General features: G+C 68.4%; 15 protein-coding genes. 14 read left to right on the top strand and 1 reads right to left on the bottom strand.

From position 1 onward, the window contains the following. Entirely contained in the window at positions 1-1,098 is a 1,098-nt protein-coding gene (locus MO1_RS11305; protein ID WP_060916073.1) for a polyprenyl synthetase family protein, read from the bottom strand. A gap of 60 nt (positions 1,099-1,158) precedes the next feature. Here MO1_RS11305 and MO1_RS11300 point away from each other — a divergent pair, with 60 nt between their 5' ends. The 14 genes from MO1_RS11300 to MO1_RS11235 all read left to right on the top strand — a co-directional run bounded on the left by MO1_RS11300 (position 1,159) and on the right by MO1_RS11235 (position 16,448). Beyond that, positions 1,159-1,536, top strand: a complete 378-nt coding sequence (locus tag MO1_RS11300) for an SCO2097 family morphological protein (RefSeq protein WP_036308476.1) — start codon at positions 1,159-1,161, stop codon at positions 1,534-1,536. A gap of 208 nt (positions 1,537-1,744) precedes the next feature. Then, on the top strand, positions 1,745-2,176 hold the full coding sequence (mraZ, locus tag MO1_RS11295; RefSeq protein ID WP_060916072.1) for a division/cell wall cluster transcriptional repressor MraZ: 432 nt from the start codon (positions 1,745-1,747) through the stop codon (positions 2,174-2,176). 103 nt (positions 2,177-2,279) lie between these two features. Then, a complete protein-coding gene (gene rsmH / locus MO1_RS11290) occupies positions 2,280-3,239 on the top strand; it encodes a 16S rRNA (cytosine(1402)-N(4))-methyltransferase RsmH (RefSeq protein ID WP_036308480.1) in 960 nt (319 codons plus the stop codon). Further along, positions 3,236-3,844 carry a cell division protein FtsL gene (ftsL, locus tag MO1_RS11285; RefSeq protein WP_052009358.1) on the top strand — a complete coding sequence of 203 codons (609 nt, stop codon included), beginning with the start codon at positions 3,236-3,238 and terminating at the stop codon, positions 3,842-3,844. The genes rsmH and ftsL overlap by 4 nt, the downstream gene beginning before the upstream one ends. A 4-nt stretch (positions 3,845-3,848) precedes the next feature. Beyond that, complete coding sequence (locus tag MO1_RS11280) at positions 3,849-5,660, top strand: peptidoglycan D,D-transpeptidase FtsI family protein (RefSeq protein WP_036308482.1); 1,812 nt, start codon at positions 3,849-3,851, stop codon at positions 5,658-5,660. 27 nt (positions 5,661-5,687) lie between these two features. Further along, positions 5,688-7,100 carry a UDP-N-acetylmuramoyl-tripeptide--D-alanyl-D-alanine ligase gene (locus MO1_RS11275; protein WP_060916071.1) on the top strand — a complete coding sequence of 471 codons (1,413 nt, stop codon included), beginning with the start codon at positions 5,688-5,690 and terminating at the stop codon, positions 7,098-7,100. Continuing rightward, positions 7,097-8,206 (top strand): phospho-N-acetylmuramoyl-pentapeptide-transferase, encoded by a 1,110-nt coding sequence (gene mraY, locus MO1_RS11270; RefSeq protein ID WP_036308485.1) that lies wholly within the window; start codon positions 7,097-7,099, stop codon positions 8,204-8,206. Before MO1_RS11275 ends, mraY begins: the two co-directional genes overlap by 4 nt. Further along, the gene (gene murD / locus MO1_RS11265) at positions 8,203-9,744 is read left to right on the top strand and encodes a UDP-N-acetylmuramoyl-L-alanine--D-glutamate ligase (RefSeq protein ID WP_060916070.1); all 1,542 of its coding nucleotides are present in this window, start codon (positions 8,203-8,205) and stop codon (positions 9,742-9,744) included. Before mraY ends, murD begins: the two co-directional genes overlap by 4 nt. Beyond that, positions 9,701-10,915, top strand: coding sequence for a putative lipid II flippase FtsW (gene ftsW / locus MO1_RS11260; RefSeq protein ID WP_036308488.1), 1,215 nt, complete (start codon positions 9,701-9,703; stop codon positions 10,913-10,915). Before murD ends, ftsW begins: the two co-directional genes overlap by 44 nt. 10 nt (positions 10,916-10,925) lie before the next feature. Then, a complete protein-coding gene (locus tag MO1_RS11255; protein WP_060916069.1) occupies positions 10,926-11,999 on the top strand; it encodes a UDP-N-acetylglucosamine--N-acetylmuramyl-(pentapeptide) pyrophosphoryl-undecaprenol N-acetylglucosamine transferase in 1,074 nt (357 codons plus the stop codon). A gap of 68 nt (positions 12,000-12,067) precedes the next feature. Then, positions 12,068-13,468, top strand: a complete 1,401-nt coding sequence (gene murC / locus MO1_RS11250) for a UDP-N-acetylmuramate--L-alanine ligase (protein ID WP_060916068.1) — start codon at positions 12,068-12,070, stop codon at positions 13,466-13,468. Positions 13,469-13,470: 2 nt separating this feature from the next. Next, a complete protein-coding gene (locus tag MO1_RS11245; RefSeq protein ID WP_060916067.1) occupies positions 13,471-14,433 on the top strand; it encodes a cell division protein FtsQ/DivIB in 963 nt (320 codons plus the stop codon). 157 nt (positions 14,434-14,590) lie between these two features. Next, positions 14,591-15,751, top strand: a complete 1,161-nt coding sequence (gene ftsZ, locus MO1_RS11240; RefSeq protein ID WP_036308494.1) for a cell division protein FtsZ — start codon at positions 14,591-14,593, stop codon at positions 15,749-15,751. Positions 15,752-15,758: 7 nt separating this feature from the next. After that, positions 15,759-16,448 (top strand): YggS family pyridoxal phosphate-dependent enzyme, encoded by a 690-nt coding sequence (locus MO1_RS11235; RefSeq protein WP_060916066.1) that lies wholly within the window; start codon positions 15,759-15,761, stop codon positions 16,446-16,448. Positions 16,449-16,467: the final 19 nt, after the last annotated feature.

Raw genomic sequence — 16,467 nt, 5'->3', positions numbered from 1 at the left:
TCAGGCCGTGCGGACGGTGGCCGCGCGTGCCAGCTCACGGAGCTCGCTGACCGCGGCGTGATCGAGCCGGGCGCCGCGAAGGGCTCGGTCGGCCTCCGTCGCCCATTCGGTGATCCGCTCCTCCACGCGCGCCAGGGCGCCCGTGTCGATGATTGTCTGCTGCAGGTGCGACACCTGGTCGGCCGTCAGCTCTCGGTCGCCGACGAGTTCGTCGAAGACGCGGAGTGCGCCCGGGGACAGGGCGGCGCGAGCGTAGGCGATGAGGAGCGTACGCTTCCCCTCGCGCAGGTCGTCGCCGACCGGCTTGCCGGTCACAGCCGAGTCACCGAATACACCGAGGACGTCGTCGCGCAGTTGGAATGCCAGCCCGACGGGATGTCCGAAGGCTCCCAGCGCGCGGTACTGCTCCGCATCCGCGTCTGCGAGAGCCGCACCGAGCTGGAGCGGGTGCTGCACGCTGTACCTCGCCGACTTGAGTGAGGCGACGCGGAGTGCCCGATCGGGGTGCGTCTCCACGGGTGCGGCCACGTACGCCGACTCCTCCGCGACGTCGAGGAACTGGCCGATGGTCACCTCGCGGCGCATCCGTGCGAATTCGCTGCGCGCTCGCTGCGCCCGCTCTGCGTCCGTCTCGGCCAGTCCCTCTTCTAACAGGTCGTCGCTCCAGGCGACGAGGAGATCGCCCAGGAGGATGGCGGCGGACCGACCGAACTCGGCTCCGTCACCTGCCCATCCTCGTGATCCGTGCTGGGATTCCCACGCCCGGTGCGACGCGGGCCGGCCGCGGCGAGTGTCGGAGCGGTCGATGACATCGTCGTGGACGAGAGCCGCCGCGTGGAAGATCTCGAGAGCAGCGGATGCCGCGGTCACGACTTCCGGGATGCTCCTCGACCCGCTCCAGCCGGCGGTCGCGACAGCTCGCCATCCGGCGAGGCAGAACTTGGCCCTGAACCCTTTCCCGCCGGTCGCCGCGGATGCGCCGGATTCGACGAACGAGAGCGCTTCCTCGCCGAATTCCCCCGCGGCGTCGCGCTGAGCCTGCAGGAACCTCTCGACTCGCTGGGAAACGGCCACGATCGGATCGGGGGAGGAGGGCACGGGCCTAGCCTAGTGATCACGCGGACGCGTACACTTGACGGACCGACCCGAGGGGGATGCATGCCACTGTCAGAGCAGGAGCAGCGTCTGCTGGACGAGATGGAACGTCATCTCATGCGCAACGACGCCGATGTTGTCAGCGCGGACCGGGGAGCAGCTCCCCTCAGCTACCGCAACATCGTTTACGGCTCCGTCATCGTGCTCTTGGGCATCGCCGGCCTGGTCGTCGGCGTGGCGACCTCGCTGATCGTGATCGGCGTTCTCGCATTCGTCCTCATGGTGGGAGGCGTCGTCCTCGCTTTCACCCCCGCCAAGGGAGGTGCCGCTTCCCGCGCGGCCACGGGTACCCGTAAGCCTCGCGCGGCGCAAGCGCCGGCCTCCGCATCCTTCATGGACCGCATGAACGACCGCTGGGATCGTCGCAACGACGACCGATGATCTGAGGCCCTCCACCTCACTCCACTTCTGAAGCACCGACCTCCGGGTCGGTGCTTTTTTTGTGCCCGGCGGCGACCGCGACGGGCGCGCCATCCGAGCAGTGGTGTGCGCGTGCGGCGTCACCCCAGGATTCTGTCGCGGAGTGGAGGAAAGTGGAGTAAAGTGGCGTCAACCTGGAGCGGGCCGGACTTAAGGGGGTGACCGAGCGATGTTGTTGGGCACCCACACCCCGAAGCTGGACGACAAAGGTCGGGTCATCCTGCCGGCCAAGTTCCGTGATGATCTCGGCCCCGGCATCGTCATCACCCGCGGCCAGGAGCGCTGCCTGTACGTCTTCAGCTCGGTCGAGTTCGAGCGGGTGTACGAGCGCATCCGCGAAGCACCGCTGACCAACAAGCAGGCGCGCGATTTCCAGCGCATGTTCCTGTCGGGCGCGAGCGCGGAGAAGCCGGACTCCCAGAACCGGATCACGATCCCGCCGCACCTGCGCACCTATGCCGGTCTCGAGCGGGAACTGATCGTGACGGGTGTTGGCGCGCACGCTGAGATCTGGAACGCCGACGCCTGGAACAGCTACGCCGACACCAACGAAGACACCTACTCGGACATGGAGCAGGAGGTGATCCCCGGACTCTTCTGATCCTCGACTGCGACTCCCAGCCGCACGCCCTGACGCACTTCCCCGGCGCCAGGTCGGAGCGGATGGGGATCGGGGTCGAGGGCCCCACGGACCCGGACGCACCATGACACACGACGACATCCACACCCCCGTTCTGCTCGACCGCTGCGTCGAGCTGCTCGCCCCCGCGCTCCAGCGCGACGGCGCAGTCGTCGTCGACGCCACGCTCGGTATGGGCGGTCACTCCGAAGCGCTGCTGGAGCGATTCCCCCGGGTTCATCTCGTCGGCCTCGACCGCGACACGGATGCCCTTCGGATCGCGGGGGAGCGGCTCGCACGATTCGGCGACCGCGTGACCCTCGTGCACACGGTCTACGACGGCATCGCCGAGGCCGTCCGCAGCGCGGGCGTCCGCCAGGCCGACGGCATCCTTTTCGACCTCGGCGTCTCGTCGTTGCAGCTCGACGAAGCCGACCGCGGATTCGCGTACTCGAAAGACGCTCCGCTCGACATGCGGATGGACCAGACCGCCGGCACGACGGCGGCGGACATCGTTGCGACCTACGGCGAGGGCGACCTCCGACGGATCTTCGAGCGCTACGGCGACGAGAAGCTGGCTGGGCGATACGCCCGCGCCATCATCACCGCGCGCCAGCAGGCTCCGATCGAGCGCTCCGCGCACCTCGTCGAGATCCTGATCGCGGCGACCCCCATGGCCGTCCAGCGTGAGCGCAGCGGGCACCCCGCCAAGCGGGTCTTCCAGGCGCTGCGCATCGAGGTGAACGGCGAGCTGACGGTGCTCGAGCGTGCGCTTCCGGCCGCCCTCGGCATCCTGCCCGTCAGCGGTCGGATCGTCGTCATGTCGTACCAGTCGCTCGAGGACCGGCTCGTGAAGCGCGTCTTCGCGGAGGCGACCCGATCGACGGCGCCGGCCGGACTCCCGATCGAGCCCCCCGAGCACGCCCCCCGGTTCCGTCTGCTCACCAAGGGCGCGGAACTGGCATCCGACGAAGAAAAGATCCGCAACCCGCGCGCCACCCCGGTGCGGCTGCGTGCGGCCGAGCGAGTGAGGGAGGCGTCATGAGCGCTTCGGCCCTGGCCACCACAGCCATCGACACAGCACCCGACGAGGTCCTCCTCGGCTCGGCAGCACCCGCTCTCCGCCCCGTCGGCCGCATCGGCGCCGGCGTCGTACCCCTGCCTCGACGTCGCCCCCGCCGCGTGTTCGGTGTCGTCGCGGTTGCCGGCGCGCTCGCCATCGCCGGCGTGCAGATGGGGCTGTCCATCGTCACGACGCAGGGCGCCTTCGAGGTGAAGAGCCTCACGTCGCAGCAGCAGGACGCCAACTACCGCAAGCAGATCCTCCAGGAGGAGGTCGCCGGTCTCAGCTCACCTCAGTTCCTCGCCGCGAATGCGGCAGCGCTCGGCCTCGTCGCCGGCGGCGAGCCCAACTACCTCCGCCTCAGCGACGGCAAGACCCTCGGACCGCAGAAGGGTGCGTCGGATGCCTCGTCGATCGAGGCGCTCTCGCGTGCGGCCGTGTCCAACGCGCTGGTCTCCGGCGTGCCGCTCGTCACCGACCCCGAGGCGAGCCTCGACACGGGCACGTCGATCGACAAGGAACTGCTGGCCAATACGCCGACACCCCCGTCGATCACCGACGGACTGCCGACCCCCGCCACACACTGAGATCATGACGACACGAGCAACCCGAAGCCCGCGCCGTCGCACCGTCGTCGCTCTCGCTGTCGTTCTGGCGGTCTTGGTCGCATTCGTCGTTCGGCTCGTCGACATCCAGATCGTCAACGCGAGTCAGCATGTCCAGGATGCCTTCAGCAAGGGCATGCAGACCACGTCGACGCTCGAAGGGACGCGGGGATCGATCGTCGACGCGAACGGGTCGCCCCTCGCGACGAGCATGCTGCGTTACAACGTCACCGTCGACCCGATGCTCGCGGAGAAGGGGATGTCGCTCCGCGACGAGAACGGCGCGGTCGTCAAGAACGACGCCCGCGAGCCTGTCATGGTCACGTGGCCGGAGATCGCGGGGCAGATCGCCGAGGTGACCGGGCAGGACCCTGACGAGGTGCGTGCCATCGCCGACGACGCGATCGCGAAAGACCCGAACAACCGCTACCAGGTGATCAAGCGGCTCGTGTCGACCGCGGAGTTCCGCAAGCTCGCCGATCTGGAGATTCCCTTCATCCGGTTCGAGCCCGTCGCCTCGCGGTCATACCCCGATGGCGCGGTCGCCGGCAACATCCTGGGTTTCGTGGGATCGGACGGCAAGCCCCTCGAGGGTGTCGAGAAGCTGCAGGACTCGTGCCTGGAGCCCACCGACGGAAACATCCGCTATCAGCGCGGCGCGAACGGCGTGACCATCCCGGGCACCGCGGTCGAGAAGCCTGCTGTCAACGGCGGTACGCTCAAGCTCACGATCGACTCCGACCTGCAGTGGTACATGCAGCAGCTGATCGCTGAGGAGACCGACCGGTACCAGGCTGACTGGGGCGGGGTGCTCGTGATGGAGGTCGCCACGGGAAAAATCCGTGCACTCGCTGAGACCAAAACGGTCGACCCCAACGACCCCGGCGCCAGCGAGCCCCAGGATCGCGGTTCGCGGCTGCTCCGGTTCTCGTTCGAACCGGGCTCGACGTTCAAGCCCGTCACCGCTGCGACGGCCATCGAACAGGCGGGTGTCACGCCCGGAACGACCGTCAAGGTCCCTGACCGCATGGTGTTCGACAACGGTGCCGTCGTCAACGACTCCGAAAAGCACTCCACGGAGAATCTCACCCTCAACGGGGGTCTCGTCACCTCCTCGAACGTGGCGATGTCTCAGTTCGGTGCGATGGTGGCACCGGAGACCCGCTACGACTATCTGAAGAAGTTCGGCGCCGGCCAGGCATCCGGCCTCGACTGGTCGGGCGAGCCGAAGACGACTCTGAGCCCCGCCGACACCTGGGACAACCAGACGAAGTACGCGACCACGTTCGGCCAGGCGTTCACCGTCACCGCCGTCCAGGTCGCGAGCGCGTACCAGACCTTCGCGAACGGGGGAGTCCGGATGCCGGCATCCCTCGTCGAATCGTGCACGAAGGCGGACGGTGAGGTCATCAAGCCGAAGCTCGCGGCCCCCGAACGTGTCGTGAAGGAAGAGACGGCGAAAGAGGTGTCGCTGATGCTCGAGAACGTGTTCGCGCAGGGCACGCTCGCGGACGACGTCGCGCTCCCGGGCTATCGGATGGGCGGAAAGACGGGCACGGCGCAGATCTCCGACGGCAAGGGCGGGTACAAGAAGAACCTGTACTTCACTTCCCTGGTCGGCTTCGCTCCCGCCGAGGATCCGCAGTATGTTGTCCTGACGGTCTTCGACGAGCCCAAGAAGCAGCGCATGTCGTCGGCCAACCGCTCGGTGTTCAAGAAGGCGATGGCGCAGGTGCTCACGCACTACCGCGTCATGCCGTCGGGCTCGGAGACCCCCCTCCTGCCCGTCACAGGCTGAACCCGAGCGCACGAGGAGATCCCCAGCATGATCCGCATGACTCTTGCCGAGGTGACGCACGCCATCGGCGGCACGCTCCACGTCCACGGCATCGACACCCCTGAGACCGTCGTCTCCGGAGTCGTCGACACCGACTCGCGGGAGATGGGACCGGGTTCCGTCTTCGTCGCGAAGCCCGGCGATGTCACCGACGGCCACCTGTTCGTCGACACCGCCGTCCACGCGGGCGCGACACTCGCGATCGTGGAGCGCATGGTCGATGCCCCCGTCTCGCAGATCATCGTCGATGACGCCGTAGTGGCTCTCGGCGCCCTCGCCCGCGAGGTCGTCGCGCGTGTGCGGGCGGCGGGTCGCCTGAAGGTCGTCGGCATCACCGGGTCGAACGGCAAGACGACCACGAAGAACCTCCTCGCCCGCATCCTGCAGGAAGAAGGGCCGACGGTCGCCCCCCGCGCCTCGTTCAACAACGAGGTCGGAGCCCCCGTCACCATGCTCCGCGTCACGGACGACACCCGCTTCCTCGTCAGCGAATTGGGCGCTTCTCGTCCCGGCCGCATCGCCGAACTCGCCGGTCTCATCACCCCCGACATCGGCGCCGTCCTCATGGTCGGTCTCGCGCACGCAGGGGGCTTCGGCGGTGTCGAGGCCACGCAGAAGGCGAAGACCGAACTCGTTCAGGCACTTCGGCCCGGCGGCACCGCGGTGCTGAACTCCGACGACGCGCGGGTGGCGGCGATGGCCGTGGCCGCCGAGGAGCGCGGCGCCTCCGTCCGTTGGTTCGGACGCGGTTCTGCAGCCGATGTCCGCGCCGAGGATGTCGAAGTCACGGCATCCGGCACCACTGCGACCATCCACGTCGACGGCCGCAGCCTGCCGTTGCATCTGCGCGTGCTCGGCGAGCATCACGTGATGAACGCCCTCGCCGCCATCACCGTCGCGCAGCTTCTCGGCGTCGATCCGGCCGACGCGATCTCCCGCATCGGCACGGTCGAGATCGCGGAACGCTGGCGCATGCAGCCGTTGGGAAGCGACCGCGTCCGCATCATCAACGACGCCTATAACGCAAGCCCCGACTCGATGGCCGCGGCACTTCGCACGGTCGCCCAGATCACCGCCTCGGACCAGCGCAAAGTCGCTGTGCTGGGCGCGATGTCCGAGCTCGGCGAGCAGGCGGGGGAGGAGCACGATCGCATCGGGCTCCAGGCCGTACGCCTCCGCTACGAACGCATCGTCGTGATCGGCACCGCCGCACGACGCCTTTTCCTGGCTGCCATCAGCGAGGGCTCTTGGGACGGCGAGGCCGTCTTCTTCGAGACCGCTGATGAGGCCTACGACTACCTGACGACCGAGCTCCGCGACGGCGATCGCGTGCTGGTGAAGTCTTCCAATTCCGCCGGGCTCAGGTTCCTCGGCGATCGTCTGGGAGAATTCTTCTCGTGAGATCCCTGCTGGCCGCCGCGACGATCTCGCTGGCTTTCACCCTGTTTCTGACCCCCCTGTTCATCCGGTTGTTCCGGAAGATCGGTTGGGGCCAGGTCATCCGGACCCCGGAGGACGCCCACAACCCGAGTCACCACACGAAGCGGGGCACGACCACGATGGGCGGCATCGTGTTCATCCTGGGAACGATCGTCGGCTTCTTCGTCGGCAGCTATACGGGGGGAACAGAACCGACCATCTCGGGTCTGCTCGTCCTCTGGATGATGGTCGGGCTCGGCATCATCGGCTTCATCGACGACTACATGAAGGTCCGTTCCCAGCGGAGCCTCGGGCTGTCGGGATGGCGGAAGATCGTCGGCCAGGTCGCCGTCGCCGTGCCGTTCGGCGTCATGGCGCTGAACTTCCCGAACCAGTACGGCGAAACACCGGGGTCCGCTTACATCTCGTTCTTCCGCGACATCCCGACTCTCTCTTTCATGGCCCTCGGCGTGGTCGCGGGCTGGATCCTCTACCTTCTGTGGATCTCGTTCATGTCGGTCGCATGGTCGAATGCCACGAACCTCACCGATGGTCTCGATGGTCTTGCGACCGGCGCGGGCATCTTCACGGTGTCGGCCTACAGCCTCGTGACGTTCTGGCAGCTGCAGCAGCGCTGTCACTCGGCAGCGCTGGTGACCGAGTACACGGCAGCCTGCTACGACACCCGCGATCCGATGGGGCTCACCATCGTGGCGGCGTCGTTCGTGGGAGCCCTCGTCGGATTCCTCTGGTGGAACGCGCCGAAGGCGAAGATGTTCATGGGCGATGTCGGCTCGATGGCGATCGGCGGTGTCATCGTCGCGATGGCCGTCCTCAGCCGCACCGAGATCCTGTCCATCATCCTCGCGGGCGTGTTCATCATCGCCCCGGCCTCGGTGATCCTGCAGCGCTACTACTTCAAGGCGACGGGAGGCAGACGCCTCTTCCTGATGAGCCCGTTCCACCACCACCTCGAGATGCGTGGCTGGCCCGAGATCACGATCGTGGTCCGGATGTGGGTCATCGCCGGCATTCTCGCGATCTTCGGCGTCGCGCTGTTCTACGTCGGCTGGCTGGCGGCGGTATGAGCACCGACCTCGATCGCCTGACCAGCTGGAACGCCGACTGGTCGGGACTGCGCGTCGTCGTGCTCGGCCTGTCGATGACGGGGTTCTCCGTCGCAGACACCCTCGCGGAGCTGGGTGCCGACGTCCTCGTCGTCACTGAGCACGCGGACGACGAGTACGCGCGTCTTCTTCCCGTCATCGGCGCGCAGATGTGGCAGGGGGCACTGGACGCCGTTCCGGACGAACTGATCGCGCACCACCCCGACGTCGTCATCGCCTCGCCCGGGTTCGCACCGCATCATCCCGTGATCGACTGGGCGCGGGCCACGGGTGTCGCCGTCTGGGGCGACATCGAACTGGCCTGGCGCGTCCGAGACAAGGTGCTCCGACCCGACGGCGCGCCGGCGGAGTGGGTGCTCATCACGGGCACGAACGGCAAGACGACGACGACGCAGCTCACCGCGACGATGCTCGTGGCCGGCGGCCTCCGCGCCGCGCCGTGCGGGAACATCGGTGTGCCGGTGCTGGACGCCGTCCGCGACCCCGCCGGCTTCGACGTGCTCGTCGTCGAGCTGTCGAGCCACCAACTCTGGTACCTGGGGCTGCAGAACGGCGACCACCGCGTGTCGCCCCACGCCAGCGTGTGCCTGAACCTCGCGGCGGACCACCTCGAGTGGCATGGTTCGTTCGACGCCTACCGCGACGCGAAGGCCGTCGTCTATCAGCGCACGCGCGTGGCCTGCGTGTACAACAAGGGCGATGTCGCGACGCGGGAGATGGTGGAAGACGCCGAGGTGGTCGAGGGATGCCGCGCCATCGGTTTCGATCTCGGTGTCCCCGGTCCGAGCGATCTCGGGGTCGTGGACGGAATCCTCGTCGACCGCGCGTTCCTCGAGGAGCGTCGGACCAACGCGCTCGAACTCACAACCGTGGACGAGCTCGCGGAGGTGGGGCTCGGAGCGCCGCACGTCGTCGCGAACATCCTCGCCGCAGCGGCGCTGGCCCGCTCGTTCGACGTCCCGCCCGCAGCCATCCGCGATGCGCTGTGCGGCTTCCGGCTCGACCCGCATCGCATCGAGGTCATCGCCGTCGCCGAAGGAGTCACCTGGATCGACGATTCGAAGGCCACGAACCCGCACGCTGCGGCATCCTCTCTCCAGGCCTACCCCGGCTCCGTCTGGGTCATCGGGGGGCTGTTGAAGGGCGTCGACATCGACGACCTCGTCGCGTCGCGGGGTCCGGGAGTCAAGGCCGCCATCGTGATCGGCGTCGATCGATCGGACATCATGACCGCTTTCGGACGACACGCCCCCGCGGTTCCGGTGTTCGAGGTCGACCACGCTCAGACTGAGGACGTCATGACCGAGGTCGTCGCGCTTGCGGCGGGTGTCGCGCAGGACGGAGACGTGGTCCTCCTCGCTCCGGCAGCGGCATCCTTCGACCAGTTCGCCTCGTACTCGGATCGCGGCCGGCGCTTCGCCGACGCGGTGAACGCACGGATCGGAAAGGACGCCGGTGACATCAACGACCGACCGTCCGGCCCCGTCGGATCCGGCTGACCGCGGCTCGGCCGCCTTCACCGCCCGCGTCGATCTCGGCAAGGTCTTCCGGCCGATCCCGAGCGAGTTCCTTCTCATCGCGTCGACCGCGCTGATTCTCACCATCTTCGGTCTGGTCATGGTGCTGTCGGCGACGATGGCGACGTCGAGCGAGGGCGGACCGTTCCAGACGGTCGTCCGGCAGGCGATGTTCGCCGTCCTCGGAGTTCCGCTGATGTTCGTCTTCAGCCGCTTGCCGATGACGTTCTGGAAGCGCATCTCGTGGTTCGCGCTCGGCGCGGCCCTCGCCTTCCAACTCCTCGTCTTCACCCCGCTCGGCTACGAGTTCGACGGAAACCGCAACTGGATCTCGATCGCGGGTGTCCAGGCGCAGCCCTCGGAGTTCCTCAAGCTCGCCTTCGCGCTCTGGCTCGGGTATGTGCTGTACCGCAAGCACACGCTCCTCGGACTGTGGCGTCACGTCTTCATCCCGGTCGTGCCGGTGTCCGCGATCGTCATCGGATCGGTCGTGGCGGGTAAAGACCTCGGCACGGCGATGATCCTCGTGCTCATCCTCCTCGGCGCCCTCTTCTTCTCCGGCGTCAAGCTCCGGCTGTTCATCATCCCGGTGGTCGTGGCGGCGGCGATCGTCGCGTATCTCGCCATCTCGAGCCCCAACCGAATGGCTCGTATCGCGAGCTTCCTCAACCCGAACTGCATCGACGACTACCTGACGTCGTGCTACCAGCCGCTGCACGGTATCTGGGGCCTCGCGAGCGGTGGTGTCTTCGGGCTCGGCCTCGGGAACTCGCGCGAGAAGTACGCATGGCTGCCGGCGGCATCCCACGACTACATCTTCGCCATCGTCGGCGAGGAGCTCGGGCTGATCGGTTGCATCGTCGTCCTCGCGCTGTTCACGCTGTTCGCCGTCGGCGCCTTCCACGTGATCCGCAAGACGCAGGACCCGTTCATCCGCATCGCCGCGGGTGGCATCATCGTCTGGATCGTGGGCCAAGCCCTCATCAACGTCGGCGTCGTGCTCCGTGTCTTCCCCGTGCTGGGTGTCCCGCTGCCGTTCATGTCGCAGGGCGGCACGTCGCTCGTCTCAGTGCTGATGGCGTGCGGTGCGCTGCTCGCGTTCGCGCGCACGTTGCCGGCCCCTCCGCCGGTCGCCCCCGCAGCCCGCCGGTAGGCTCGATCCGGTGACCACGTACCTTCTGGCCGGCGGGGGCACCGCGGGCCACGTCAATCCGCTGCTCGCCGTCGCCGACGCCCTGACGGCTCGGGAACCCGATGCCACCGTGCTCGTCCTCGGCACTCGCGAGGGGCTTGAGGCACGCCTCGTCCCGCTCCGCGGCTACGAGCTGCTGTTCGTCGACAAGGTTCCGTTCCCGCGCCGACCGGATGCCGCGGCTGTCCGCTTCCCGGGCCGGTTCGCTCGCGCGGTGCGTCAGGTGAGGACCCACATCCTCGAGCGCGGTGTCGACGTGGTGGTCGGCTTCGGCGGCTACGCCTCCGCGCCTGCCTACGTCGCCGCCGGTCGCGCGCGTGTTCCCGTCGTGGTGCACGAGGCCAACGCCAAGCCCGGACTCGCCAACGTTCTGGGGGCGCGTCGTGCTGCTGCCTCCGGGGTCGCCTTCGAAGGCACCCCGCTGAAGGGCGCGGAGGTCGTCGGGATGCCGCTCCGTCCCGAGATCGTCCACCTCGACCGCGCAGCGCTCCGGTCCGAGGCCGCGGAGGCCTTCGGGCTGGATGCCGCTCGCCCGGTACTCCTCGTGTTCGGAGGTTCGCTGGGCGCCGTCCGACTCAATCGTGCGTTCGCCGACTCGTGGCAGGACGTCGTGGCCGCCGGGTGGCAGATCCTCCACGCGGTGGGGGAGCGCAATGACGTCGCGGACCCCGACGACCCGTCGTACCGGGTCGTTCCCTACATCGACCGCATGGACCTGGCCTTCGCCCTCGCCGACGCGATCGTGTCGCGATCGGGCGCCGCGACCGTCAGCGAGATCAGCGCGCTCGGCATCCCGGCCGTGTACGTGCCGTACGCCGTGGGCAACGGCGAGCAGGCGCTGAACGCGGCGTCCGCCGTTCAGGGGGGTGCGGCCGTGCTCATCCCGGACGGCGAGCTCACGGGCGACCGGGTCCGTTCGACCGTCGTGCCGTTGTTGAAGGATGCCGCCGCGCTCGACCGCATGCGCGCGGCCGCGGAGAGCGTCGGAACGCGCTCCGGCAGTGCGAACGTGCTGGGCCTGATCGATCGCGCCCTCGCGCGCTGACCGGCGACCCCGGCCGCCCAGCGCGCCGCGGCATCCTCGCGGCAGCCCCGACCTAGACTTGACGGGCCATGATTCGCCCCGATCTCTCGCTCCCCCTTCCTGCGGACATCACCGCCGCCCACTTCATCGGAATCGGCGGTTCCGGGATGTCGGGCCTCGCCGGGATGTTCCTCGATCGCGGCATCCGCGTCTCGGGTTCCGACCGCTCCGACAGCTCCACCATGCGCGCTCTCGCGGCGCGCGGAGCCGACGTGCACGTGGGTCATGACGCGGCCAACCTGCCCGATGAGGTCGACGCGGTCGTCTTCACGGGCGCCATCTGGCCGGAGAACCCTGAGTACCTCCTGGCGAAGGAGCGCGGTGTGCCGGTCATCCACCGCTCGCAGGCCCTGCACTGGCTCGTCGGCGGACGCCGCCTCGTCAGTGTGGCGGGAGCGCACGGCAAGACCACGTCCACCGGCATGATCGTGACGGCCCTTCGGGCCATCGGCGCCGATCCCACGTTCGTCAACGGCGGCGTCATCGCGTCGCTCGGCGTCTCGAGCGGAACCGGATCCGACGACCTGTTCGTGATCGAGGCCGACGAGTCCGACGGCTCGTTCCTGCTGTACGACACCGCGGTCGCGCTCATCACGAACGTCGATCCCGACCACCTCGACCACTGGGGCTCGCGAGAAGCGTTCTACGACGGATTCGTCCGATTCGCGGATGCCGCCTCCCAGGCCGTGGTCATCTCGTCCGACGATCTCGGCGCCCGCGAGGTCGCGGCGTCGCTCACGCACGACAATGTCGTGTCGTTCGGCACGTCGCCCGATGCCGACGTCCGTATCGACGACATCGTGACCGAGGGCCCGGTGTCCTTCACGATCCACCACCGAGGCCAGACGGTCTCCGGTGCTCTCGCTGTTCCGGGTGCCCACAATGCGATCAACGCGGCGGGTGCCGTCGCGGTCCTCCTGACGCTCGGCTACGAACTCGAGCCCGCCCTGCGCGCGGTCGAGGAGTTCGGTGGCACGGTTCGTCGATTCGAGCTGCACGGAATGCGCGCGGGGGTCGCCGTGTACGACGACTACGCTCATCACCCGACCGAGGTGGACGCCGCGCTCTCGGCAGCCCGCACCGTCGTGGGCGAGGGGCGCATCATCGCGCTCCACCAGCCTCACACCTACTCCCGTACACAGGCGATGTACCGCGAGTTCGCCGAGATCCTCGAGTCCCGCGCCGATCAGACGGTGGTCCTCGACGTCTACGGTGCCCGCGAGGATCCCGTTCCCGGTGTCACCGGCGCGCTCGTCAGCGGCGCGTTCGTCGATCAGGATCGGGTCCGCTTCGTCGCCGACTGGCAGCAGGCGGCCGAGTACGCGGCATCCATCGCGCAGCCCGGGGACTACGTCATCACCCTCGGGTGCGGCGACGTCTACCGCATCATCCCGCAGGTCCTCGACGCGCTCGGCCCGGAGCAGGACTGACAATGCGGCGGCCGTCCCCGCTCCCGTCGACGCCGCCGGCTGCACCGCGACGCTCGGCGCCCACGCCGACTCCCGCGGCGGAGGCCGCGCCTGAGCGCGTCGAGTCCGCTGCCCCCGGACGTCTCGCGCCTGTCGTTCCCCTGGAACCGACCGCCTCGTCTGCGGCCGAGTCGAACGAGACCGCTCCGGATGCCGCTGCAGACCGCCCGCTCGGTGTGCGAGACGTCTGGGCTGCCGCACGCGCACGCCGACGCGCCCTCCGTCGCGAGGTGCGCCGCTTCACGGTGCGCCAGCGGCGTCGCCGGTACGCGTGGCTCGGGGCGCTGGCCGCGGTCGTCCTCCTCGGGGTCGGCGCGGTCGGCGCCGCCTACAGCCCGCTGTTCGCCGTGTCGAAGATCACCGTGATCGGGACTCAGAAGCTGGCTCCGGCGGCGATCGAACAGGCCCTGTCGGGGGAGATGGGCACCCCGCTCGCCCTCGTCGACTCGAGTGCCGTGAAGGCGGCCCTGGTGTCTTTCCCGCTCGTCGAGAGCTATTCGATCGAGGCGCGGCCACCGCAGGAGCTCGTCGTCCGAATCATCGAGCGCACCCCGGTGGGTGTCGTGTCGACGAAGGCCGGTTTCTCCCTGGTCGATGCCGCCGGAGTCGTCCTCGGCACGACGGCGGCGGCGCCGAAGGGGTACCCCGTCATCGAGGCGACGGGCGGAGCCGGCTCGCGGGCCTTCCGAGCGGTCGGCGCTGTCTACCGGTCGCTTCCCGCCGACCTGCGCAAACAGGTGAGCGCGATGTCGGCGACGACTCCCGACGACGTCACCCTCGAGATCGAGGGCGCCGATGTGCTGTGGGGGAGCGCGGAGCAGCCCGTCGAGAAGGCCCGCGTGTTGAAGGCTGCGATCGTCGCCCGGCCCCCGTCGAAGGTCGAACAGTACGACGTCTCATCCCCGAGCGCGCTCGTCATCCGCTGACGACACATCCGATCCGACGACACGCCCGCGCCGCTGCGGGCAGCGGGACGCGACCCGCCTACGTTCGGAATCAGGAATTGCATACTCGGCAATTCTTTAAACCTCTGGTTGAGGTTGAAGGTTTGCACTCGAGGTTCAGGACGATACGGAGGCCGGCGTGAGCCAGAACCAGAACTACCTTGCTGTGATCAAGGTCGTTGGCGTGGGTGGTGGCGGTGTCAACGCCGTCAACCGCATGATCGAGCTCGGCCTTCGCGGCGTCGAGTTCATCGCCGTCAACACGGATGCCCAGGCGCTGCTGATGAGCGACGCCGACATCAAGCTCGACGTCGGTCGCGAGCTGACTCGCGGTCTCGGTGCCGGCGCCGATCCCGAGGTGGGCCGTCGTGCCGCCGAGGACCACGCCGAAGAGATCGAAGAGGCCCTCGCGGGCGCCGACATGGTCTTCGTGACGGCAGGCGAGGGCGGCGGTACGGGCACCGGTGGCGCCCCCGTCGTCGCACGGATCGCGAAGTCGATCGGCGCTCTGACCATCGGTGTCGTGACCAAGCCGTTCTCGTTCGAGGGTCGCCGTCGGCAGACCCAGGCGGAGACGGGCGTCTCGAAGCTGAAGGAAGAGGTGGACACCCTCATCGTCGTCCCGAACGACCGCCTCCTCGAGATCAGCGATCGCGGCATCTCGATGATCGAAGCGTTCGCCACTGCAGACCAGGTGCTCCTCGCCGGTGTGCAGGGCATCACCGACCTGATCACGACTCCAGGTCTCATCAACCTCGACTTCGCCGACGTCAAGTCGGTCATGCAGGGTGCGGGCTCCGCGCTCATGGGCATCGGTTCCGCCCGGGGCGCCGACCGCGCCATCAAGGCTGCCGAGCTCGCCGTCGAGTCGCCGCTTCTCGAAGCCTCGATCGAGGGCGCCCACGGTGTGCTCCTCTCGATCCAGGGCGGGTCGAACCTCGGCATTTTCGAGATCAACGACGCGGCTCAGCTCGTCAAGGAGGCCGCCCACCCCGAGGCCAACATCATCTTCGGTACCGTCATCGACGACACCCTCGGTGACGAGGTGCGTGTGACGGTCATCGCCGCCGGTTTCGACGGCGGTGAGCCCCAGGTGAAGGTCGAGCCGATCACGGCGACGCGCCCGGCATCCGCACCGGTCCTGCCGCCGCTGCCGGCCGACACCGTCGCGCGCGACCTCGCGGCCGCGGAGAACACGAGCCCGCGCGAGTCGGTGTCGGTGTCCGCACCGTCCTCGACGAGCGACTACGACTCGGCGTTCGGTGATGACGACCTCGACATCCCCGACTTCCTGAAGTAACGCCGACGTGGATCTGCGTTCGCGGCTCGCCGACATAGACGCGCGCATCTTGGATGCCGCGTCGTCGGCGGGCCGCGACCCGTCCGAGATCTCGCGCATCGTCGTCACGAAGTTCCACCCCGTGGACCTGGTGGAGGATCTCGTCGGACTCGGTGTGACTGACGTCGGGGAGAACCGACAGCAGGAACTCAGCGCGAAGCGCGAGACCTACTCGGGTGCCCCGGTGCGATGGCACTTCATCGGCCAGGCGCAGACCAACAAGGCGAAGGCCGTACGACGGGATGCCGATGCGGTGCACTCCCTCGACCGAGCGCGCCTCGCCGACGCGTTGCACGCAGCTCGCGGGGAGGACGACGACGCCGACATCCTGGATGTGCTCATCCAGGTCAATCTGACCGACGATCCCGGTCGCGGGGGCGTCGAGCCTGCGGGCATCGAAGAGCTCGCGGAGCACGTCGCTGCGTCCTGTCCGTCGCTCCGGCTCCGGGGAGTCATGGCGGTCGCGCCCCTCGACGAAGAGCCCGCAGCGGCCTTCGCCCGACTCGCCGATCATGCTGCCCTCATCCGCACCGTGGTGCCGGATGCCGACTGGATTTCCGCCGGGATGACCGGCGATTTCGCCGAAGCGATCGCGGCAGGTGCGACACACCTGCGGATCGGTTCGGCAATCACGGGCCCGAGGCCCGTGCACGGATAGCCTCGTCACAGACGAGCAA

This window comes from Microbacterium oleivorans NBRC 103075 (assembly GCF_001552475.1).
Taxonomy (GTDB): domain Bacteria; phylum Actinomycetota; class Actinomycetes; order Actinomycetales; family Microbacteriaceae; genus Microbacterium; species Microbacterium oleivorans.
Note: the sequence above shows the minus strand (reverse complement) of the source record. Positions and strands in the feature narration are given on the sequence as shown.